The 23,313-nt window shown below is 40.4% G+C and carries 24 protein-coding genes; 8 read left to right on the plus strand and 16 right to left on the minus strand.

Annotated features, from left to right (window positions below):
• Positions 1–55: 55 nt before the first annotated feature.
• Positions 56–289, plus strand: a complete 234-nt coding sequence (locus C9J45_RS02280) for a hypothetical protein (RefSeq protein WP_107292100.1) — start codon at positions 56–58, stop codon at positions 287–289.
• Positions 290–334: 45 nt separating this feature from the next.
• Here C9J45_RS02280 and C9J45_RS02285 read toward each other — a convergent pair whose 3' ends face one another.
• The 6 genes from C9J45_RS02285 to napF form a co-directional block, all read right to left on the minus strand.
• Positions 335–475: a TIGR02808 family protein gene (locus tag C9J45_RS02285; protein WP_107205456.1), complete on the minus strand. Its 141-nt coding sequence runs from the start codon at positions 473–475 to the stop codon at positions 335–337.
• 15 nt (positions 476–490) lie between these two features.
• Positions 491–1,066 (minus strand): NapC/NirT family cytochrome c, encoded by a 576-nt coding sequence (locus C9J45_RS02290; RefSeq protein WP_107292101.1) that lies wholly within the window; start codon positions 1,064–1,066, stop codon positions 491–493.
• A 19-nt stretch (positions 1,067–1,085) separates the two neighbouring features.
• Complete coding sequence (locus C9J45_RS02295) at positions 1,086–1,595, minus strand: nitrate reductase cytochrome c-type subunit (protein WP_107259310.1); 510 nt, start codon at positions 1,593–1,595, stop codon at positions 1,086–1,088.
• A gap of 67 nt (positions 1,596–1,662) precedes the next feature.
• On the minus strand, positions 1,663–4,149 hold the full coding sequence (napA, locus tag C9J45_RS02300) for a periplasmic nitrate reductase subunit alpha (protein ID WP_107292102.1): 2,487 nt from the start codon (positions 4,147–4,149) through the stop codon (positions 1,663–1,665).
• Positions 4,146–4,418 carry a chaperone NapD gene (locus C9J45_RS02305; RefSeq protein WP_005370174.1) on the minus strand — a complete coding sequence of 91 codons (273 nt, stop codon included), beginning with the start codon at positions 4,416–4,418 and terminating at the stop codon, positions 4,146–4,148. Before C9J45_RS02305 ends, napA begins: the two co-directional genes overlap by 4 nt.
• 21 nt (positions 4,419–4,439) lie before the next feature.
• Positions 4,440–4,937, minus strand: a complete 498-nt coding sequence (gene napF / locus C9J45_RS02310; protein ID WP_199187032.1) for a ferredoxin-type protein NapF — start codon at positions 4,935–4,937, stop codon at positions 4,440–4,442.
• Between the two features lie 287 nt (positions 4,938–5,224).
• Between napF and narQ the strand changes: the two genes are divergently transcribed.
• Complete coding sequence (gene narQ / locus C9J45_RS02315) at positions 5,225–6,910, plus strand: nitrate/nitrite two-component system sensor histidine kinase NarQ (RefSeq protein WP_107292103.1); 1,686 nt, start codon at positions 5,225–5,227, stop codon at positions 6,908–6,910.
• Between the two features lie 4 nt (positions 6,911–6,914).
• Complete coding sequence (locus C9J45_RS02320) at positions 6,915–7,541, plus strand: response regulator (RefSeq protein WP_107205450.1); 627 nt, start codon at positions 6,915–6,917, stop codon at positions 7,539–7,541.
• Between the two features lie 48 nt (positions 7,542–7,589).
• Here the strand turns inward: C9J45_RS02320 and C9J45_RS02325 are convergent, their stop codons facing one another.
• A complete protein-coding gene (locus C9J45_RS02325) occupies positions 7,590–7,868 on the minus strand; it encodes a helix-turn-helix domain-containing protein (RefSeq protein WP_107205449.1) in 279 nt (92 codons plus the stop codon).
• A gap of 240 nt (positions 7,869–8,108) precedes the next feature.
• Between C9J45_RS02325 and C9J45_RS02330 the strand changes: the two genes are divergently transcribed.
• The 3 genes from C9J45_RS02330 to C9J45_RS02340 all read left to right on the plus strand — a co-directional run bounded on the left by C9J45_RS02330 (position 8,109) and on the right by C9J45_RS02340 (position 9,960).
• Positions 8,109–8,462, plus strand: coding sequence for an ArsC family reductase (locus C9J45_RS02330; RefSeq protein ID WP_005370164.1), 354 nt, complete (start codon positions 8,109–8,111; stop codon positions 8,460–8,462).
• 13 nt (positions 8,463–8,475) lie between these two features.
• Complete coding sequence (gene dapE, locus C9J45_RS02335; RefSeq protein WP_107205448.1) at positions 8,476–9,606, plus strand: succinyl-diaminopimelate desuccinylase; 1,131 nt, start codon at positions 8,476–8,478, stop codon at positions 9,604–9,606.
• Positions 9,607–9,765: 159 nt separating this feature from the next.
• A complete protein-coding gene (locus tag C9J45_RS02340; RefSeq protein WP_107205447.1) occupies positions 9,766–9,960 on the plus strand; it encodes a DUF2897 family protein in 195 nt (64 codons plus the stop codon).
• Between the two features lie 82 nt (positions 9,961–10,042).
• On the opposite strand, the gene C9J45_RS02345 is transcribed toward C9J45_RS02340, so the two are convergent.
• The 6 genes from C9J45_RS02345 to C9J45_RS02370 all read right to left on the minus strand — a co-directional run bounded on the left by C9J45_RS02345 (position 10,043) and on the right by C9J45_RS02370 (position 16,689).
• Positions 10,043–11,284, minus strand: coding sequence for a glutamate-5-semialdehyde dehydrogenase (locus tag C9J45_RS02345; RefSeq protein WP_107205446.1), 1,242 nt, complete (start codon positions 11,282–11,284; stop codon positions 10,043–10,045).
• Positions 11,285–11,366: 82 nt separating this feature from the next.
• The gene (proB, locus tag C9J45_RS02350; RefSeq protein WP_107205445.1) at positions 11,367–12,521 is read right to left on the minus strand and encodes a glutamate 5-kinase; all 1,155 of its coding nucleotides are present in this window, start codon (positions 12,519–12,521) and stop codon (positions 11,367–11,369) included.
• 255 nt (positions 12,522–12,776) lie between these two features.
• Complete coding sequence (gene crl, locus C9J45_RS02355; protein WP_107259293.1) at positions 12,777–13,181, minus strand: sigma factor-binding protein Crl; 405 nt, start codon at positions 13,179–13,181, stop codon at positions 12,777–12,779.
• 273 nt (positions 13,182–13,454) lie between these two features.
• Entirely contained in the window at positions 13,455–14,714 is a 1,260-nt protein-coding gene (frsA, locus tag C9J45_RS02360) for an esterase FrsA (protein WP_107205443.1), read from the minus strand.
• A gap of 157 nt (positions 14,715–14,871) precedes the next feature.
• A complete protein-coding gene (gene gpt / locus C9J45_RS02365; protein ID WP_107205442.1) occupies positions 14,872–15,330 on the minus strand; it encodes a xanthine phosphoribosyltransferase in 459 nt (152 codons plus the stop codon).
• A 69-nt stretch (positions 15,331–15,399) separates the two neighbouring features.
• On the minus strand, positions 15,400–16,689 hold the full coding sequence (locus C9J45_RS02370) for an NCS2 family permease (protein ID WP_107205441.1): 1,290 nt from the start codon (positions 16,687–16,689) through the stop codon (positions 15,400–15,402).
• A 1,093-nt stretch (positions 16,690–17,782) separates the two neighbouring features.
• Between C9J45_RS02370 and C9J45_RS02375 the strand changes: the two genes are divergently transcribed.
• Entirely contained in the window at positions 17,783–19,243 is a 1,461-nt protein-coding gene (locus C9J45_RS02375) for an aminoacyl-histidine dipeptidase (protein WP_107292104.1), read from the plus strand.
• A 104-nt stretch (positions 19,244–19,347) separates the two neighbouring features.
• Here the strand turns inward: C9J45_RS02375 and dinB are convergent, their stop codons facing one another.
• Complete coding sequence (gene dinB / locus C9J45_RS02380; protein ID WP_255418438.1) at positions 19,348–20,427, minus strand: DNA polymerase IV; 1,080 nt, start codon at positions 20,425–20,427, stop codon at positions 19,348–19,350.
• A 234-nt stretch (positions 20,428–20,661) separates the two neighbouring features.
• Between dinB and C9J45_RS02385 the strand changes: the two genes are divergently transcribed.
• A complete protein-coding gene (locus tag C9J45_RS02385; protein WP_107205438.1) occupies positions 20,662–21,882 on the plus strand; it encodes a response regulator in 1,221 nt (406 codons plus the stop codon).
• Positions 21,883–21,943: 61 nt separating this feature from the next.
• Here the strand turns inward: C9J45_RS02385 and nqrM are convergent, their stop codons facing one another.
• Positions 21,944–22,165: a (Na+)-NQR maturation NqrM gene (gene nqrM, locus C9J45_RS02390; protein ID WP_105060759.1), complete on the minus strand. Its 222-nt coding sequence runs from the start codon at positions 22,163–22,165 to the stop codon at positions 21,944–21,946.
• Positions 22,166–22,176: 11 nt separating this feature from the next.
• Entirely contained in the window at positions 22,177–23,202 is a 1,026-nt protein-coding gene (locus C9J45_RS02395; protein ID WP_199187029.1) for an FAD:protein FMN transferase, read from the minus strand.
• Between the last annotated feature and the right edge of the window lie 111 nt (positions 23,203–23,313).

A 23,313-nucleotide genomic window follows, 5' to 3' on the forward strand; every position in this document is an offset into this window, starting at 1 on the left:
ATAATTCTCATTTACATGTATATTTATAATATTATTCGAAACAGGATTAATTATCATGGATAAGACAACGTTTAAGCTCTTCACGCTATTAGGACTAAGCGTTATTCTTGGTTTACATTTTGTTGAAGTCAGTACAAACGAAAGTCAGTCATTCTCTATCGCTTATTTTATGTTTGAATGGCTGCCACTTTACCTTGCTTGGGGATGTTGTTTGCGATTGGGTATCGCCAGTGGCTGCGTAATCCCCCCGCGAAAAAACAACAAAAGCCGCCCTTCTATAACGCACTAGCGCATTAAAAGGACGGCTTATTACTTCTTTATCTCGAATATTGGCTTATTCGCTAATTTTTTTATCTTTACCTAGCGAAAGTAGCCAAATACAAATAGCTGCGACTACAGCAAACCCAGATAGAACAATCACCGGCATGGCTGCGTAACCGAGTATATGCCAAATCACTGACTCTAATGTGCTCATCTTATCTCCTTAGGTTTATTGCCAACCTTCAATGTTTTTCATATCAGGCAGTTTATGTGCAATACCCTTGTGGCAATCAACGCACGTTTTATCTCCTGATGCTAATGCCGTCGAATGCAGTTTTGCACTACGAGGCGCTTGCTCTGAGAAATCCATATAATTGAATTCATGACAATTACGGCACTCTTGTGAGTTATTGTCCTTCATTCGCTTCCATTCCCGTTCTGCTAAATGCCCACGGCGATCAGAAAACTTTTCAGGAGTATCAATAGTTCCCATTAAGTGGGCCACAATTTCTTTTGATGCCTGTACTTTACGCACGATCTTATCTGTCCAATTGTGAGGAACGTGACAATCCGAACAAATAGCACGGACACCAGAACGATTAGAAAAGTGGATCGTTTCTTGAATTTCTTCAACGATTGGTGCGTGACAACCAGCACAGAACTCTTCAGTGTTAGTCTTTTCCATCGCGGTATTAAATGCCCCCCAGAATAATAAGCCGCCAATAAACCCCATAAAGAGAACGAGACCTACTGCTACTTTGCTGGGTGTTTTTAAGCGTAACCAAAACGTTTTTAATAACTTCATATATCATCCCTTACTTTGGTTACTGCAATGCACTAACACGTTTGAAGTCATTCTCTACTAATGGCTTAGCATCCGCTTGTGGTACGTGACACTGCTGGCAGAAGTAACGACTTGGTGATACATCAGATAGCACCTGTCCTTCTTGCGGTGACACATAGTGCGTTACACTGATTTTAGTTGCGCCCATCTCTTTAGCATTTTTCCAGCTATGACAAGCAAGGCATTTGTTTGCGTTTAGAGACACTTCGTAATGACGGATCGTGTGTGGGATCAACGGTGGCTGATACACATAATCGTTATCAATTACACCTTGATCTTTCGGATAATGCTTCATTGGATCAGCAGGGCGTGTATCTTCTAATTCAGCAGAGCCACGTAATGATTCAAGGCCACCAATACCGCCCGGATTTAATATTTCTGTTTTCGCTACGGCTTCTGATACCGGTTTAGCTGGTGTTGATTCTTCGCTTTGCACAACCCCAGCCATTAATGCACTCACCGCTAATACAACCAATAAGATTCTTTTCATGATGTTCTCCGCCAACAGGCTAATTCTGAAATGAGGCGAGTGATTGATTCACTCGCCATAGGCAGGCTTATACCTTGCTGATTTTAACTGGACATTTTTTGAAGTCTGTTTGCTTCGATAGTGGATCGGTGGCATCAAGGATCAACTTGTTCACCAAAATTCGAGCATCAAAAAATGGCACAAAAACCAAACCTTGTGGCGGGCGATTACGGCCTCGTGTTTCTACTCGACAGCGTACTTCACCTCGGCGATTAGAGATTTCAACTTCATCACCACGACGTAAGCCACGTGTTTTAGCATCTTCTGGGTGGATATAACACAGCGCATCTGGCACTGCTTTATATAATTCAGGAACACGTCGAGTCATGGTACCTGTATGCCAATGTTCTAATACTCGACCTGTACAAAGCCACATATCAAATTCAGCATCAGGTACTTCAGGTGGCGCTTCAAAAGGCGCTGAAATAATCCATGCTTTACCATCAGGCTTACCATAAAAGTCCCAACCAGAACCTTTTTTTGCATAAGGATCTGAGCCTTCTTTAAAGCGCCATTGCGTTTCCTTGCCATCAACAACAGGCCAACGTAAACCGCGCACTTGGTGGTAAGTATCATACGGTGCTAAATCATGACCATGATCACGACCAAATGCCGCATATTCTTCAAACAAGCCTTTTTGAACATAGAAGCCTTGCGCTTTTGCATCATCATTTAACGGTTGGGTTTCCGTTAATGGGAATTTATCAACCTGTCCATTGCGGAATAAAATGTCATACATGGTTTTACCACGGTACGCTGGCATTTTATTAACCAACTCATTTCCCCACACTTCTTCAATAGTAAAGCGCTTCGAGAATTCCATGATCTGCCATAAGTCAGACTTAGCTTCACCTGGTGCTTCAACTTGTTGATACCAAGCTTGTGTACGGCGCTCTGCATTACCATATGCCCCTTCTTTTTCTACCCACATTGCGGTTGGTAAAATAAGATCGGATGCTTGTGCGGTAACAGTTGGGTATGGGTCGGAGCAAACAATGAAGTTTTCTGGGTTACGGTAACCCGGTAATCGCTCTTCATTAATATTAGGGCCAGCTTGCATGTTGTTATTACACATCACCCAATACGCATTTAACTTACCGTCTTTTAACATGCGATCTTGAACAACAGCATGATAACCAGGTTTCGGTGGAATAGTGCCTTCCGGTAACTTCCAGATTTTTTCAGCAATGGCTCGGTGTTTAGGATTCGCAACCACCATATCAGCAGGCAAACGGTGAGAGAACGTCCCCACTTCACGTGCTGTACCACAAGCAGATGGCTGACCCGTTAATGAAAATGGACTGTTTCCTGGGGTTGAAATTTTACCGGTTAATAAGTGCAGGTTATAAACCAAACTGTTCATCCACACACCACGGGTATGTTGGTTCATTCCCATGGTCCATAGTGACATCACCTTGGTTGTAGGATCAGCATAAAACTTCGCAAGCTCTATTAACTTTTCAGGTTTAACTCCTGACATTTCTGATGTTTTTTCAAGCGTATACTCAGCAACAGAAGCTTTGTATTCCTCAAAACTCATTGGGAAAATATCACCTGAATTCGGGTGAGCAGCTTGCTGTTGTAGTGGGTTATCGTCACGCAGACCATAACCAATATCTGTTTCAGCACGTTTAAAGTGGGTATGTTTGTTAACAAAGTCCCAATTAACCGCATCGTTTTCAATGATGTAATTAGCTATAAAGTTGGCGATGGCTAAATCGGTTTGAGGCTTAAAAATCATACCGTTATCAGCGAGTTCAAAAGAACGGTGATAATATGTAGACAGTACATTGACTTTAACATGAGGGTTACTTAAACGACGATCAGTAATGCGAGTCCATAGAATAGGGTGCATTTCTGCCATATTTGAGCCCCATAAGACGAATGCATCAGCATGTTCAAAATCATCGTAACAACCCATCGGCTCATCAATACCAAAGGTACGCATAAACGCACCAACAGCAGATGCCATACAGTGGCGTGCATTCGGATCGATATTGTTAGAACGGAAACCGGCTTTCATCATTTTTGATGCCGCATAACCTTCCATCACCGTCCATTGACCTGAACCAAACATACCTATGCCTGATGGACCATGTTTCTTTAAGGCTAATTTCCACTTTTCAGCCATGATATCGAAAGCTTGATCCCAAGAGATTGGAGTGAATTCGCCTTCTTTATCATATTTTCCATCTTTCATACGAAGCATTGGCGTTTGTAGACGATCTTTGCCGTACATGATCTTTGAAAGGAAATAACCTTTAATACAGTTAAGACCTTTATTTACTGGTGCTTTAGGATCACCTTGAGTAGCAACAACTCGACCATTTTGGGTACCCACCAAAACAGAACAACCTGTACCACAAAAACGACACGGCGCTTTATCCCATTTAATTTTTGTTTCATCAGAACTAACAATTAAATTAGTTGCTGACGCGGGTAAGGTAATACCTGCAACAGCCGCAGCTGAAGCGGCAGCATTTGCTTTAACAAATGCGCGTCTTGTCATTTTCATGAGTTGCCCTCTGGTTGCGTCTCAAAGTGCTCTATTTGGTGATACACCAAAAAAGTAATTAACACATTTTCTAAATTATTGATTTTATCTATGGTATCGGTCACGTAGCCTTGGTTTTCTGTCTCAAGTACTACAATGATTTTCCCTTCTTCACTGTCGCCCGGTATTTCGGTATTTGGCATTGCTAAGATCTGCTCTTTTATTTCTTGCAAGTGCTCAGGTTTTACATGAACCACGAGACTTGATATATGTACTTCTTGTAAAGACATACAGACCCTCTTTGATATGTACTATTGTGCGTTGTTCTCTACACAATCGATTGTTATTGCTGATACAGGACACCCAGATAAACAGGCACCACATCCAGTACAGTCTTTCTCTGTAATCGTTGGCATCGCGACTTTTCCAACCTGTAATTGAAATTTGATCGCTTGAGGTTCACACATATCACCACAGCTTCTGCATTCAATATTTTTAGATGCCATACAACTTTCATTAATCGTTGCAATGATGTCCCATGGCGATTCTAATTGCGGAAGGAACAACGGTTCAGGACACGCCTCTGCGCACTGATAACAAAAAGTGCATTCACCTTCACCTTGGCTGAAATCCACTTGAGGAAAGCCGCCATCACCTTTCACTATGATGTTTGTCTCACAATGTTCGATACAACGTTCACAACGCGAACAAAGATCGGTAAAAGTATCTGCATGATTTAGCCAAGGTAAGCGTGGAATGTTTGATGGTGTTTTGCGTGTGAATAATGAACGTCTTAAACGATCAACCATCATTACCTCTATCGTTGTACTATTTGTGTTACATGGCTGATAAAATACTCAGCAAATAACTCAAATAGCATGCATTAATAAGCTATTCATCTTTTTATACATTAATTCTAAATAATGAAATAATTGCTTAAATACCCCCTAAGGGGTAATTGGTAGGAGTTTTTGCTCTAGATCAATAAATCTAGCTGATAAAGCTCACATTAATAGCTTAATTTTCTGCATCAAAAATTAAGCTATTAATAATTTCAGGGTAAGTAACAGTAAGGATTGCTGTGAATAGGCAAAAAATGACACATTCTGTAACAACGACGATAGCGCGTTCTTTAGTGTTAATTTTGATCATTTCGATAATAACTACTGCACTTGCATTAATGACATTGGTTTCGAGTCAAAATGATGCTGAAGCTATAAATATTGCAGGTTCTTTACGCATGCAAAGCTATCGATTAGCTTTTGATGTTGAAACAGAGTCGCCTCTTTTATCTACACATATTGAACAATTTGAACACTCGCTTTATTCAGCGCCAATGAAAGAACTCTCTTACTGGTTTACCCCTTCAGAGATCCAACAACACTACGATCACATCGTTCTGCGCTGGGCAGAGCTGCACCCGATCCTTGAAAAAAATAACAACACGGTATTTATTCAACATGTCGCCCCATTCGTCCATCGTATTAATACTTTTGTTTCTGAACTGCAAAAATCATCAGAACTTAAAATCCAACGACTCGCTATTATTGGCGCCATAGGCCTTAGTCTGATTTCTCTTATCATCTTCTACACTATTCGTTATACACGCCAACAAGTTGTCGCACCTTTAAATGATCTTGTTGATGCTTGTAAGCAAGTAAAGCGTAAAGATTTTCGATTGGATTTATTAAATAATAGCAATAATGAACTAGGTATTCTTGCCCATACCTTTAGTAGAATGTCATCAGATCTTGAACAGCTTTATCAAGGCTTAGAGCGCAGTGTCAATGAAAAAACCCACCGCTTACGTCATGCAAACGAATCACTCCAAGTGCTTTATAATTGCTCACAACAACTTTCTGTTAGCCATTTAACCCGAGAACAATTTACCAACATGCTTGAAACCATGATTGCTATAGATGGCTTAATTGGTACAAAACTGATCATTGCAGAGCCAAATGGCAGCACATCAGAAATTCAAGTGGGTCAACAAGCAGGTCAACATTGGCAATATAACGAATTGTATATCGATGGTGAATTAATGGGACAACTTTGGTGGCAGTACACTTTACCTTGTCCTGATAAGGCATTAATTAATAATATCTCTCAGATCCTTGCTCGCGCTATCTATTACAACCGCGCTCAAAAACAAGCGGAATATTTATTGATAATGGAAGAGCGCGCGACCATTGCCCGTGAACTCCATGATTCATTGGCACAATCGCTCTCCTATTTGAAAATTCAATTAGCCTTATTAAAAAGAAAACTCAATCAAAGCGATCAAAATGAAAGTACCCATCAAACTGTCCATGATATTGAAGAAGAGTTAAGTAACGCTTATACCCAACTGCGCGAATTACTCAGTACATTTCGGTTGATGATTAAAGATGCCAATTTTGGTGAAGCCTTAAATCAAATGTTAGAACCATTAGAAGAGCAAACCGATGCACTCTTAATTATAGATAATCAAATATCATCAATGGCGTTAGATGCCCATAACCAGGTTCACCTGTTACAAATTATTCGAGAAGCAGTATTAAATGCGATTAAACATGCAGACGCCGATGAGATTATCGTAAACTGCCAACAAACCGATCAACATATTGATGTCACGATCATCGATGACGGTAGAGGATTCGACCTTAACGAGAGAAAACGTGATCATTACGGTTTAAGTATTATGCAAGAGCGCGCATCACGGCTACAAGGTGAATTAAAAATACAATCGGGAATCAATCAAGGCTGCACTATCTGCCTTCTATTTCCATTACAAAAAGGATAACACGATGACATGCTGGAAAGTTATGATTGTCGATGATCACCCTCTCATGCGTCGAGGGATAAGCCAACTATTAAGTATTGAATCAGACTTCCAATTAGTAGGTGAAGCCAGCAATGGTAATGATGCTATCGCACTCGCCCATGAAAAATCACCAGATTTGATCTTACTCGATTTAAATATGAAGGGATTGTCCGGTCTTGATACGCTAATAGCGATGCGTGATGAAGGAATACTTGCCTGTATTGTTATATTAACTGTCTCTGATAGTCGAAGCGATATTAAAACAGTACTCAATGCTGGCGCTGACGGTTATTTACTCAAAGATACTGAGCCTGATGAATTAATCGAACAACTAAAATCAGCGTTATGTGGTGGTAAAGCCTATAGTGATATCGTAAAAGAGTGCCTTGATTCACCACATACCCCTACGAATATTTTGTCTCAATTAACAGACCGTGAGACGCAAATATTACAAGAAGTGGCAAAAGGTCAACGTAATCGCCAAATAGCCGAACAGCTTTTTATCTCAGAAGCGACGGTTAAAGTTCATATGAAAAGTTTACTCAAAAAGCTACAAGTAAAATCCCGTACAGCCGCCACTATTTTATACCTTGAAGCCCAAGGCCAGTAATATCCTATTAAAAACGCATAACACGTGACGTCTTATGCGTTTTAATTTTTAGGATAACGCCGCTAATAAGTAGGGTTCTTTTTCTTTGATCCATTCCAAATCAAATGGTCCCCAATCACTCAGCGTATAGTAACCATCATTATGACGGCGACCATCTTGAATGAAAGCAAGCTCAATACCGATGCTAGGTAGCGCTTTTAATACATCTTGAATAGTGCGACGCGGCCAGCCTGTTTGCTCAACCAAACGAGGGACATTAGGTCTCTCTGTATTTTCTACTAACAATGCTAAATAAAGTCGACGGGCAAAAACCGGATTCAGTTCCATTGAGGCCTCCATAAAATATTCCACATATTATTAAGCAGTGGAAAATATTTATGTTGAGTTTGATCAAGCCCGCTTTATCTTTACTTCTATTAAATAGAAAAATAAAAAAGCATTATTGTTTTTGTTAACAATACCGTTCTCAATCTCTTACAATCAGCTCACAAACAACAACACTTGCGGTCATTGTGTAATCTCGTTATAAAAGACTATCCATTAAAATATAATCAAGTCAGATCTTTTATGAGTACTACAGCCTACGGCATCAAAAACTGCGACACTATCAAGAAAATGAAAAAGTGGTTAGAAGCAGAAAATATCGAATACACTTTCCATGATTACCGTGTTGATGGCTTAGATCGCGCTCAACTCGAAACGTTTGAAACAGCACTTGGTTGGGAAGCCATGCTTAATAAGCGTGGAACGACTTACCGTCAACTGACTGATGAGCAAAAAAATAGCTTAAACCGCGACAATGCCTTAGCCCTAATGTTAGAGCAACCAGCAATGATCAAACGTCCGCTATTAGTACACAATGATGCGTACTACTTAGGTTTTAAACCTGCTCAATACCAAGAAATTTTCCATCAACAATAACAAGGATACAAGGATGTCTGATAGCCCAGTTATTGCGCTTGCTAAAGATTTAATGAGTCGCCCATCTGTTACTCCTGAAGATGCAGGCTGCCAAGATGTAATGATCGCTCGTCTTGAGCAATTAGGCTTTATTATCGAAACCATGGTATTTGAAGATACCACCAACCTTTGGGCTCGCCGTGGTACCCAAGCTCCACTGTTTGTTTTCGCTGGTCACACCGATGTGGTACCGTCAGGTCCAGTAGAGCAATGGCACACGCCACCGTTTGAACCAACGATTATCGATGGCTACCTTCACGGCCGTGGCGCCGCTGATATGAAAGGCTCTCTAGCATGTATGATTGTTGCCATTGAGCGTTTCATCGCAGAAAACCCAGATCACAAAGGCTCAATTGCCCTGCTCATCACCTCTGATGAAGAAGGGCCGTTTATCAATGGTACAACCCGTGTAGTTGATACCCTTGAAGCCCGTAATGAAAAAATCGATATGTGTATTGTCGGTGAGCCTTCAAGTACTCACCACGTTGGAGACGTTGTTAAAAACGGACGTCGTGGCTCAATTACCGGTGATTTAACCGTAAAAGGTATTCAGGGGCACGTTGCCTATCCACACCTTGCCAATAATCCCATTCACAAAGCATTACCAGCCCTCGCTGAGCTTGCTGCCACCACATGGGATAACGGCAATGCATATTTCCCACCGACCAGTTTCCAGATCCCAAATGTTGCCGCAGGCACGGGCGCATCGAATGTGATCCCTGGAGAATTTGAAGTGCAATTTAACTTCCGCTTTAGTACTGAATTAACGGATGAAGAAATAAAGCGTCGTGTACATTCAGTATTAGATGCCCATGGTTTAGATTACGACTTAAAATGGACATTAAGCGGTCATCCATTCCTTACCGATAAAGGTACGCTAGTCGAAGCAGTTGTTGCAGCGATTGAAGAAGTAAACCACCAGCAACCTGAACTTCTTACTACCGGTGGTACATCGGATGGTCGATTTATCGCTCGTACCGGTGCGCAAGTGGTTGAGTTAGGCCCTGTAAATGCCACTATTCACAAAGTGAATGAGTGTGTAAAAGTCGCAGATCTTGAAAAGCTAACCGACATGTACCAAAAAGTATTAGAAAAAGCACTGTAATAACAAACGCATTCAATACTCAAAGCAGCTAACGTATTGCACGTAAGAAGTGAAATATGTGGCTGCTTTTTTATTGCCATTAATGACTAATATATAAGCTAAATGATCGATAAAAGTGTTATCCTGAAAATACTCTATCACTAAATTAGTGAGGCTAATATGGAATGGCTTTTTAACCCTTGGGTGATCTCTTTTATTATTGTTGCCGTCATCGCTAGCAACATTGCAGCGCTAAAATATACCGCTTATATGAAGATTGAGATGCAGAAAAAACACAAACTGTTTGACGACAAACACCCTCTCAGTAAGCAAGAAAATCCTGTATCTCAAGATAAAAAAGACGACAAAGAATAAGAAAAAATCAAAAATTACTGGCATAAAAAAAGCTGCCAATTAGTGCTTACTAGCAGGCAGCTTTTTACATTTTATTTAACGATTAGGCACGGCTTAAGTAATCAGCAACACCCACCCACTTATAACTCGTCAGCTCTTCTAAACCCATTGGGCCACGAGCATGCAGTTTCTGGGTTGATACCGCAACTTCCGCACCTAAACCAAATTGCGCACCGTCAGTAAAACGTGTAGACGCATTCACATAAACAGCCGCCGAGCCTGCCGCATTAACAAAACGTTCTGCCGACTGCAGGTTATTAGTTAAGATTGAATCGGAATGGCTCGCATTGTGCTTACGCATATGGAAAATGGCTTCATCCACATCGTTTACCACCTTAATACCTAAGGTGTAGCTTAACCATTCAGTATCAAAGTCACCTTCTGCTATCTTGCGCAGAGAAGACGCTTTACCTTCAAGTAGATTATAGGCTGCTTCATCAGCAACCAGTGCTACCTTGGCTTTGTTCATACGCTCAACTAAACGTGATAAGAAGGCTTCTGCTACTTTCTCATTTACAAGTAAGGTATCTAACGCATTACAGGCCGATGGACGCTGTACTTTGGCATTTTCAACCACATCTAAAGAACGAGTAAGATCGGCACTTTCATCAACATAAATATGGCTAATACCAAAACCGCCGATAATCACAGGAATAGTGCTGTTTTCTTTACACATTTTATGTAAACCCGCACCACCACGAGGAATGATCATATCTACGTATTGATCAAGCTTAAGCAGTTGTGAAACAAGTTCGCGATCGGGTTGCTCTATGTACTGTACAGAAGCGGCTGGTAGTCCTGCTTTTTCCAATGCCACTTGAATCACTTTTACCAGTGCCATATTGGAGTGGAATGTCTCGCGACCACCACGAAGGATGCTAGCGTTACCTGTTTTTAGGCATAATGCCGCAATATCAATCGTAACATTCGGACGCGCTTCATAGATCACACCAACAACCCCTAATGGAACGCGACGACGGCTTAAACGCATACCATTTTCAAGTACGCGGCTATCAAGCTCTGCACCAACAGGATCATTAAGATTAATCACATTACGCACATCATTTGCAATACCCGCTAATCGTGATTCATTTAGTAATAAGCGATCGACTAATGCATCAGACATACCTGATTCAAGTGCGGCATCAATATCTTGTTTGTTCGCTGCTAAGATAATGTCTTTATTACTTTCTAATTCATCAGCAATAATCGCTAAAGCATTATTTTTAACTGCAGTTGCCGTTGTTGCTAACTCGAAAGCAGCCTGTTGTGCCGCTTGTCCCATTAATTCAAGATTCACAATAATTCCTCTATTAATCCTTGTCGTGATGCCAATACTTCTCTGTATTTATACATACATGTCGTTTTTAAATAACTACCATATCATCACGATGGATAGCCACGTGACCATGTTCGTAACCCAACACAAGGTGGATTTCTTGGCTATGCTTTCCTGCAATTTTTGCCATATCTACACTAGAGTAGCGGCAAATACCACGTGCTAATAGGTTATTTTGTTTATCAAAGATACGCACCACTTCACCGCGTTCAAAATCACCTTTTACCATGGTGATCCCTTTCGCAAGTAAACTACTCCCACGTTGTTGCACAGCAATGACAGCGCCATCATCAATAACAATGTCACCGGCTGGAGGAGGCCCAGCTAAAATCCAACGCTTACGGCTTTCTAATGGGGATTCCAGCGGTAAGAAACGCGTACCAACAGATTTACCTTCCGCTAAATCAATAATGACATCAGGACGACGACCAGCAGCGATGATCACTTCAATACCAGCTCGACGAGCCACATCTGCTGCCTGTAGTTTTGTTGCCATGCCGCCTGTACCTAAACCACCCACAGTGCCACCCGCTAATTTACGCAGTGTTTCATCAATAGTATGTACTTCACGGATAAGCTCTGCATCAGGATTACTACGAGGATCGGCGGTAAATAGACCTGGTTGATCTGTCATTAATAACAGTTTATCTGCGCCACCTAAAATACCGACAAGTGCGGATAAGTTATCGTTATCACCCACTTTAATTTCTGTTGTCGCTACCGCATCATTTTCATTCACAACAGGAACAATACCGTTATCCAGCAAGGCAACTAACATATCACGCGCATTTAAATAACGTTCCCGATCGTTTAAATCTGCACGCGTTAATAGCATTTGACCGATATTGATCCCATAGATACCAAATAAGATTTCCCACTCTTGAATTAAGCGACCTTGACCAACCGCTGCCAGTAATTGCTTACTTGCCATTGTTTTGGGCAGTTCGGGGTAACCTAAATGCTCACGTCCTGCTGCAATTGCACCAGATGTGACAATAATAATTTTATGTCCTTGACGACGAAGCATCGCACATTGACGGACAAGCTCAACCATATGGGCGCGATCTAACTTCAGCGTACCGCCAGTAAGAACACTGGTGCCCAACTTAACAACAATTGTTTGTGATGCAGCAGATGCTGCAAGGTCTTGCTCTCGAGCATTAGTATTTTTGGTATCTGCCATGGGGATCAAACAAAATAGAAAGAAATAATATGTACTTTGTTTTATCAATACTGCTAATAAAGCACAAGAGAAAAACAATGACTAAATACATATAAGTGCGCAAATATTTAGTTAAACAACTGAAACGCTTACAAATCACACAAAATTATATTTAAGCCGCTAAATTCGGTTATCTTAGGCAACAAGATGTAAAAAAAAGATACAAAAAAACCCATCACTTCATTGGATGGGTTTTATAAATTGAGAGCAAATTATTTATGCTAGCTCAGTAAGCGGTGTTTGTGTGAGTTCTGAAGATGGAGATAAGGTTAATTGGCATTCATCAACAATAAATGGCGTCAACTTACGGTGAAAATCTAATAATGTTTTCATCACCGCATCTTTATGCTTTGCGGGTAACTTTCCATTACTCCACTCACCATTTAAATCAAAACGGCCAAAATCATAGCAATATTCATAACCATTATCGGTTACTGTTAAAATTAACCACCAGCCCCAAAATTCACGTTGTTCGGGCTCTTTATCAGCATTAACACAACTGGATAAACAATCAAAAAAGAACTGACCTTCTTTTGATTTTTTCTCACGTAAGTAAGGACCCAGCGCAGTTAATTTTGTTATTAAACGCCCATGAGGCGGAAAAAGAGTTGTCGAAGTCATTGCAAATCCATCCATAGTCAACTGCAGTGATGAGTATGCTAATACTCAAAATAATATACGTTTACTAACGTTTTTTAATCACGTTGTTTATGTGCAACATGATAGCTATCAGTATTTATATATTATGGTTGAATATGGATAAAATGCCAGTGAAGATACGAAATTTTATTAACAATATCATAGTGGTATAAAATAAAGTTCGATATCCTCACTGCATACCGTCAAGGCTTTGTCTCCACCTTAACCATTAGAGCCAAATAATTGTCTACTTTATTACCTTAACTGCTCATTTAACCATTCAACGACAGTCGTTAATGAACGGTGGTAGCCATCATGAATAGGCTTTTCTGGTAACGTTATCGCTTTACCACCATAACTGGACAGCGCAATTAACTGATTATCACTTTCAGGGCATACAGGATCATTTTTTAAACTTATTCCCAGCATTGGCATATCAATACGTCGGCGCCCCAAAATCCCTTGGTGCTTTAACGACCATGCCGGAAGATGAGAAATGATGCTCGTTTCTGATTGACCATTTTTACCCATTCGAGATGCTAACACATCAAGATACATCCGAGGGATCTGCTCAATCATCTTAGGTTGGGTCAACACGCTATGAATCGCGCCGCCCAAGCTAATACAGGTTTTTAAACGTGTTGGCTCCATAAAACCTAAACGAATAGCTGCATTACCGCCCATTCGTAACCCTAGCATTGCAACTTTATGGTGATCGACCCAAGGGACATCACGTATCTGCTGTAATAACGCTTGATGAAGTCGACTGGTATCTTCCGTTAAGTTCCAACGATCACAGTGACCGACAGATGGCATATCCAGTGTGACCATCGCATAACCTGCCGGCCCTAAATAATCTTCATATAAGCGCCATAAATCGCATTGCAATGTATCTAATCCACCGCTAACGATCACTGTCGGTAATAGTTTATCGGTACGAGGCAAATGAATGAAGGCTTCAAAGGTTTTACCTTCATACTTGACACTAATCGTTCGCATATCATGCGGGCGTAATTCTATCGCTTCACGATAACTTTGATTGGCTTGCAATTCTGCTTGATCAGCCAATTGATCGCCTTTGATATACGGATACGCGGCAATACTGTAATGCGTGCTGGCTTTTAATAACAACTCAGAAGCTTTAAGTTTCTCACCTTCATTTAATAGAAGACGTGCTTGCTTTTGATAGCTTGCGCCCAATTGCGCCCATTCATATGTCCAGTTACCTGGCTTATAGCCAATCACCGTATCCAGTAAATGTTCACTCGTACGTGGAGATTTAGCACCCGCAATACGAGCAAGTACCGCTTCAAGCTCTATCGGATCGACGCCCTGCCAAATCCATTGTGGGCGACGTAAAACACGGTACCAGCTAGCCTTACTCTCACCATCCAGCGCATTGTTGACTCGCCCACTACGCACATGAGCAATTTTAACCAAATTCGATGTCTCTTTAGAGGTTGGTCTTGGGGCAAATAACTTTTCTGATAAATTCTCAGGGGATGGCTCAGACACGGCACTCTCCACGTGGTCTTGATGATGTGTAGTGATGATATACCCAAAATCACTTACGTATGTCGATTTAAAACAAAAAAAGACGCCTTATCGGCGTCTTATTAATCAATCTTAGTTTACAGCAGCAAAGCTATAAACCTTGATAAAGGGAGAATGCTTATCGCTTAGCGATTGGATCGACAAACGTTACTGCCATATCCCACGGTTGTTCAATCCACGTTTCTTGTGGGATATCAACAACGTAATCATCAACTAAATGTTGACCTGCAGGTTTTGCGCATACTGTTACAAATTTACCACGTGGGTACAGTTCACGAATTTTTTCAGCAGTACCGCCCGTGTCGACTAAATCATCAACAATAATAAAGCCTTCACCATCACCTTCTGCTTTCTTGATCACACGCATATCACGTTGGTGATCATGATCGTAGCTTGAGATACATACGGTATCTACATGACGGATACCCAGTTCACGCGCCAAAATAGCAGCAGGAACAAGACCGCCACGGCTAACAGCAATAATACCTGTCCACTGCTCAGCAGGTAGCAACTTTTCAGCTAGCTGACGAGTGTAAGTTTGCATGTTATCCCAAGTGATGATGAATTTATTACTCATAGATAAAGAACCTCTGGATCAACGATGTTAAATCGCCCTAAATAGATAAAGCTTTATGAAATCTAAAACTTAAAGAAAAATTATTTTTGCAAGGAACAATGCTGAAATAACCCAAACACTGATATTTACATCACGCCCCTTACCACTCATTGCTTTAACCGCAGCATAAGTGATAAAACCAAGGCCAATACCTTCAGCGATAGAATAAGTTAAAGGCATCAACAAACAAACCACAACAACCGGTGCAGCTTCTGTTAGATCACGCCAATCAATTGCCACTAACCCCGACATCATCAAAATCGCGACGTAGAATAATGCACCAGCCGTTGCGTAGGCAGGTACCATGCCAGCTAATGGAGCAAAAAATAGAGCGAGTAAGAATAATACACCAACCGTTACCGCAGTAAGACCGGTACGACCTCCGACTGCGACACCGGACACACTCTCGACAAAAGAAGTGGTATTCGATGTACCCAATAAGGCACCAACAGAGGTTGCTGTACTATCTGCAAGTAACGCGCGATTTAAGCGTGGCAACTTGCCATCTTCACCGATTAAGTTTGCTTTTGTCGCAACACCGACAAGCGTACCTGCGGTATCAAATAAATCGACAAACAAGAAAGCAAACACAATTGAAATCAGGCCAACTTCCATTGCCCCCGAAAAATCTAATTGCATAAAGGTTGGTGCAATGCTTGGTGGCATTGACATAATGCCGCCATAAGTCACTTCACCAAATGCAATACTCAACCCAGTAACAATTAAGATTGCAATCAAGACTGCAGCTTTAAAGCCACGATGAACAAGCGCTATGGTTAGAAAGAAACCAAGTGCTGCCATCACAACAGGAAAACTGGTTAGATCGCCTACTTGTACTAACGTCGCAGGGTTATCTACGACAATGCCTGAACTCTGTAATGCAATGAAGGCAAGGAATAAACCTATACCTGCAGAAATTCCGGTTCGCAGCGCCATTGGTATGGAGTTAATGATCCATTCCCGTACTTTTAATAAACTTAACGCAATAAAACACAAACCAGATAAGAAAACAGCGGCTAACGCAACTTGCCATGTATACCCCATGCCTAGCACAACGGTATAAGTAAAGAAGGCATTTAAACCCATGCCTGGTGCTTGTGCGACAGGATAGTTAGCAAAAAATCCCATCACAAAACAACCGATCATCGCTGCTAAACAGGTTGCAACAAATACTGCACCTTTATCCATTCCCGTACTGGATAGCATAGTAGGGTTTACAAAAATGATGTAAGCCATGGTCAGGAATGTTGTTAAGCCAGCAAGCAACTCCGTTCGCACAGTTGTGCCGTGTTCCTTTAGTTTAAATAACTTCTCAAGCATGTTTCTCTGTTCCTTGGAGATTGACACGTTAGTATTAAGCAAAAGAAAACGTTTGCGTTCTCAATTCGAGCGCGATTATAAACATCAGATCTATCAATTTCCAGAAAATATCGAGTAAATGCACAAAACTAAGACTAATAAATTTAATTTTGTTTTTTTGGCTTTTAAGAACAGATAATTAGCAATATAAAATCAATGCATTAGCTAAAATATGCCAAATTAATATATTTCATCTATTTTATATTTATGAGATCTACAGCAATAAAACGTACTAAGGATCACATCGCGATGTGTGACTAACTTGTTATGACGATTTAAAGGTAAAAAAACGCCGCTTCAAAGCGAAGCGGCGGCGAATGTTGCAAATAATCGCTCACGATTATTTAGTATTCTCAAGTTAGGGGGTGAACAAGCTGTTCGGCTAACTAGTCAGCAACTAGATAACAAAATTCTTAGTAACCAAAGTAATTAGGGTAAGTAAAGTTACCTGTATATACAGAGCGGTTATTCCAAAAGTGTGTAATTGAATCAAAAATTTTCATTTTAAATCACCTTATAAATAAGTAATCCAAATTAACCACATAAATATTTATGCGCTTAATCCTTGGAGGGGAAAGACCATCGTGGTCGCACTTATCTCGGTTCCATGGAGGCGATATCTCGGGTTCATCCTGAACGTGTACAGTGTTTTCTCATACCTTTATGAGACTGTCTAAATCATAACCATTACGTAATTTACTTTCAAGCGTTTCCTTTAACCTCGTCACACTTTTTACAAAAAAACATTGTTAAACCAATTTTGATGTAATTTTTTTTCAATTTTGATCGGTTAAATCTTGCTTTATGATCAAGAAAATAAATATAAGAAATAATTACGTAATCATCAGCTCAATGTATACAAGTCAAGCGCCGTTAATACTTATTCATTATCGTATTCGTGGTTTAAGATTTTACTTTTTTCTCTACCTCCACCGAAGTCTGAATGATATGCTAAAAAAAATGCGATGGAGTAAATCGCTACTTATATATGTCATTTGACGGCTAATAGCCTGACAAGTGTCACTGGACCAAAATTCTATAAAGGTAGGCTTCCGTGTCTGAAATCAGTCAACTATCTCCTCAAGCTGTATGGCAATTTTTCGATCAAATTTGTTCGATCCCTCATCCTTCTAAATATGAAGAACAATTAGCACAATTCATCATTGAGTTTGCTAAAAAAGAAGGCTTAGATGTTCGCCGTGATGAAACAGGTAACGTCATTATTAAAAAGCCAGCAACAGCAGGCATGGAAAACCGTAAAGGTGTGGTACTTCAAGCGCACATCGACATGGTTCCACAGAAAAATGAAGAAACCGTTCACGACTTCACAACAGATCCTATCCAACCTTTCATTGACGGTGAATGGGTAACGGCAAAAGGTACAACATTAGGTGCTGATAACGGTATGGGTATGGCAAGCTGTCTTGCGGTACTGGCTGCTAAAGATATCGAACATGGCCCATTAGAAGTACTACTTACTATTGATGAAGAAGCTGGCATGACCGGTGCTTTTGGTCTTAAAGAAGGTTGGTTAGAAGGTGACATTCTACTAAACACTGACTCTGAGCAAGAAGGCGAAGTCTACATGGGTTGTGCTGGCGGTGTAGACGGCGCAATCACACTTGATATAAAGCGTGAAGCAACACCAGCAGATCACCAAGCAATTAAATTAGTCCTAAAGGGCTTAAAAGGCGGTCACTCTGGTTGTGATATTCATACTGGCCGTGGCAACGCAAACAAATTACTGGCTCGCTTTTTAGTCTCTCATGCAGACGATCTTGGCTTACGTATTAACAACTTCACAGGCGGTAGCCTACGTAACGCAATTCCTCGTGAAGCGTCGGCGATTGTTACCCTACCAGCTAAACATGTTGATCAACTAAATACATTATTCGCTCATTACCAAACGCTACTAAGTGCTGAGCTTGGTCATGTAGAAACAAATATCAACCTATTTACTGAATCTGCTGAACTACCAACAGATGTAATGGTAATGGCAGATCAAACACGTCTAATCAATGTATTAAACGTCTGCCCTAACGGTGTTATCCGTATGAGCGATGACATTGAGGGCGTTGTTGAAACATCGCTAAATATGGGTGTTATCACGACAGAAAGCGATAAAGTGATCGTACTTTGCTTAGTCCGTTCTTTAACTGACTCTGGTCGTAGCTATGTAGAAAGCATGTTGCAATCATTAGCAACCTTAGCAGGCGCACAATGTGAGTTTTCTGGTACATATCCAGGTTGGAAGCCAGACGCCGATTCTGAAATCATGCACGTATTCCGTGACATGTACCAAGAGATGTATGGTAATAAACCCAACATCATGGTGATCCACGCAGGTCTTGAGTGTGGCTTATTTAAAGAACCGTACCCTGAAATGGACATGTTATCATTTGGTCCTACCATCAAGTTCCCACACTCACCTGATGAGAAAGTGAAAATTGATACCGTTCAAATGTTCTGGGATCAAATGATTGCAGTACTTAAAAATATTCCTGTTAAAAAATAAACTTACGGAATAACAAAAACGGGCTTAACGTGATCTCATGTTAAGCCCGTTTTTATATGCACTGTAATATATGTGTCAACAGAGAAGGTTCTGTTTTCATCTAATCAAAAACCAAAAGAAAGCTGTTGCGCTTTTAAACCAACCTCTAACCCAACACTTAAGCCTATTAAGCGTATCTCACGAGAATTTTGTCGGGTCATCGCTTCTTTTAATAAATCGATAAATTGCGCTTTATCTAATTTAGGATAAATATGCTCAACCGTAGTTTGTTGAAAGTCTGCAAATTTTAACTTTATACCTTGCTTGGCAATATCTAACTCAGGCCGTACTTTACGTAACCGTTGCTCAAGCTCAGGATATAACTGCTCAACCACTTGCCAACACTGATCAAAACTTGAAATATTTTGACTAAAGGTACGCTCTACCCCAACCGACTTTCGTTGTCGTTCAACAATCACTTCACGCTCGTCAATACCGTGTGCTCGAGACCATAATGATTGCCCAAATTTTCCAAATTGCTGTAGCAGTAAATGACGATCATAATTTTGTACATCACGACCAATATACAAGCCTTTCTCATGGAGTTTTTGAATAGTTACCTTTCCTACCCCAGGTATTTTTTCTAGTTTTAGTTCAGCAACAAAACTATCCACATCTTCAGGTGTAACCACATATTGACCATTAGGCTTATTCAGATCTGAAGCAACTTTGGCAATAAACTTCACCGGAGCCACACCCGCAGAAGCGGTGAGCTGTAACTCCTCTTCAATTGCACGGCGAATATCCTGAGCAATTAAGGTCGCAGAGCCATGAAGCATTTCGCAATCAGATACATCTAAATATGCTTCATCTAAGGATAATGGCTCGATTTTATCCGTGTACCTTAAGAAAATAGCCCGTATCTGTTGGGATATTTCACGATAAACCTGCATTCTGCCTGGCACTAAGGTTAAGTGTGGGCATAATTTTAAAGCATGAGCCGTTGGCATTGCTGAATGAATACCATATTTACGGGCTAAGTAATTACAAGTACTGACGACGCCTCGCGTCGAGCGGCCACTAATTGCTATCGGAATATCACGTAAAGCTGGATTATCACGAGCTTCAACGGCAGCATAGAAACAATCCATATCGACATGAATAATTTTCCTTTGGCCTGCTATTTGTTTCGTTATATTCGCCACCAAAGCCACTCGTAGTTACTGTTTATACATACAGCCATTATAACTATGAATTACGATAGTTGGAAAACTAAAAATATTCATCTAAAAAGGAATACAAATTAAGTTTGATATTTCACCAACAAGATCACAAAAATAAAACCTAATAAAATATTTGATAATCAACCCATTACATCTAATGTTATAAATATCAATATACACCGAATTTATTATGCGTATTGCTAAAAGGAGTTAACTTTGCAACATCAAGTACTTGTTGTCGAAGATAGCCGCGCATTTCGTCACTATCTTGATGACCAATTGAAACAAGCTGGCTTCAAGGCTATTTTTGCCGAAAACCTATCACAAGCTAAAAAATTATTAGCCGACCCAGAACGTTATCTTTGTGCTGTACTCGATTATTGCCTTCCGGATGGTCAAGATGGTGAAATCATCGATCTCGTATTAGACCACAAGGTCAAATCGATCGTTTTAACTGCCCAATTTAATGAAACTATCCGCGAAAAAGTTCTTGCCAAAGGCGTTTTAGATTATTTACTTAAAGATAGTGCAGCTTCCGTTGCCTACCTTGTACCACTATTACTTCGTCTAGAAGCTAACTTAGAGCATAAAGCACTCGTTGTTGATGATTCTGACATGGTACGAAATCATGTCAGTCATTTATTAGAAAAACAGAACCTCACGGTATATGAAGCCTCTGACGGTAATGAAGCGCTACAAATCATTGATGATAATCCAGATATAAGCTTAGTTATTACTGATAACGATATGCCAGAAAAAGACGGCATTACTATGACCCGTGAAATCAGACGTGAGTACAGTCGAAATAAAATGGCGGTATTGGGTCTATCTGGTAGTGACGACAGCACGATGACGGCGCAGTTTCTAAAAGCAGGTGCCAACGATTTTCTCTATAAGCCCTTTAATCAAGAAGAGTTTAACTGTCGTATTCATCATATTCTAAATATGAAAGATACCTCTGATAAGCTGTATCGGATGGCAAACCAAGATGCTTTAACAGGGCTTTGGAATCGTCGTTACTTCTTCACTCATAGCTGTTGTCAAACTGAAAATGAGTCGTTGAATATAGCGATGATTGATATCGACTTTTTTAAAAAAGTTAACGATACGTATGGCCATGATGGTGGTGATGCCGTACTCATCAGCATCAGTAAAATCATTGATGCCCACTTTCCAGAATCGATTGTTGCCCGCTTTGGCGGAGAAGAGTTCTGCATTCAGCATTGTGGTCACTTCCCTAGCTTTTTATCAACCTTAGAACTTGTTCGACAACGCATTGAATCAATTACTATTCCCTACCTTGATCAACAGATAAAAATCACTATAAGTATTGGTGCAGCAACAAATTTAAAAACACTGGATAGCCTAATTAAACAAGCTGACGATAACCTTTACACCGCCAAGAAAAACGGTAGAAATCAGTTAGTGAGCAATTAAATGGCATAAAAAAGCCTGAGTTAGCTCAGGCTTTTCTTTTATCTTTATTGCTCAAAGACAGTTAGATAATTTGATTCTTTTTCCATTCAGCTGCACGAGCAGCGCGGGCTTCACGCTTTTTACGCGCATCACACGGCTCAGGGCAATCACATTCTTTTGCAATACCAATACCGTCTAATCCCCCACAGCTGCCACTTACGGTTTTACGTTGGAAAATATAGCCAACTGCCATTGCGACAATCACTAATAAGAAAACAGAAAATGTGACTAAGTAAATAACCATGACTACCTCATTTATTTTTTAACAACGTATTGCTCAAACGTATCTGACTTATATTCAACGAAGCCATCTTTGGTCTTTACAATCAACATTACAGGTAACTTCTCTTTATTGGCTAATGCTATAGACTCTTCTTCCCCCATAACAGAAAAAGTCGTCGCGTATGCATCTGCCGTCATACAAGATGGCGCAATAACTGTAACCGACACAACATGGTTAGCAATTGGCTTACCGGTTTGAGGATTGATCAAGTGAGAATAACGCACTCCATCTTCTTCAAAGTAATTACGATAATCACCCGATGTCGCTATTGCCATATCGCCAGCTTGAATTATATCTTGTACCGCCCTCTCACTTGCAACAGGTTTTTCAATCGCAATACGCCATGGCACATCAGAACGGTTCTTTCCTTGTAAGCGAACTTCACCGCCGACATCAACCATGAAATCTTTAACATGCAGATCATCTTTTAAATAATCAGCAACGACATCAACGCCATACCCTTTTGCGATAGATGAAAGGTCAACATACAGGTTAGGCAGATCTTTCACTAATTTATTACCCGATAATACCGCTAAATGTTGATAACCAATTTCGGTTTTTCGAGTCGCAATCTCTTTATCTGTAGGGGTAGATTCTGGGCGAGCTTCAGGACCAAAACTCCACAAGTTTACCAATGGACCCACCGTCACATCATAAGCCCCATTACTTAGCTTAGAAATACGTAATGCTTCAGAAATTACTTTTGCCGTTGCCGCAGAAACCTCAAAAGGTTGAGAAGATTGTTGCTGGTTAAATTGGCTTAATTCAGAATCAGGACGATAAGTCGACATTTGATCATTAACAAGCTCTAAACGCTTATCAATTTCTTTTTGGATAACTTCTGGGCTTGGTAATCCCTCTTGCTTGATGAGTTTTACTGAATAGTAAGTCCCCATTGTTTGCCCATTAATATCAATCTGTTGACGACTATCACCACAGCCTGTCAACAACATTAACGTTGATAACACCAACGTACTACACAGCAGGAAACGCTTCACTTCATACTCCATCGTTCATGTTGTTTTTTAGTCTGATCACTTCTCACTATTGATAAATAACCACAATAAAAAACAGGTTTAAAAGAGTTAGTAAGAAAAAAGGCTGACCAT

Origin of the sequence: Photobacterium sp. GB-1 (assembly GCF_003026165.1) — a bacterium.
In the GTDB taxonomy this organism is placed as follows: Bacteria; Pseudomonadota; Gammaproteobacteria; order Enterobacterales; family Vibrionaceae; genus Photobacterium.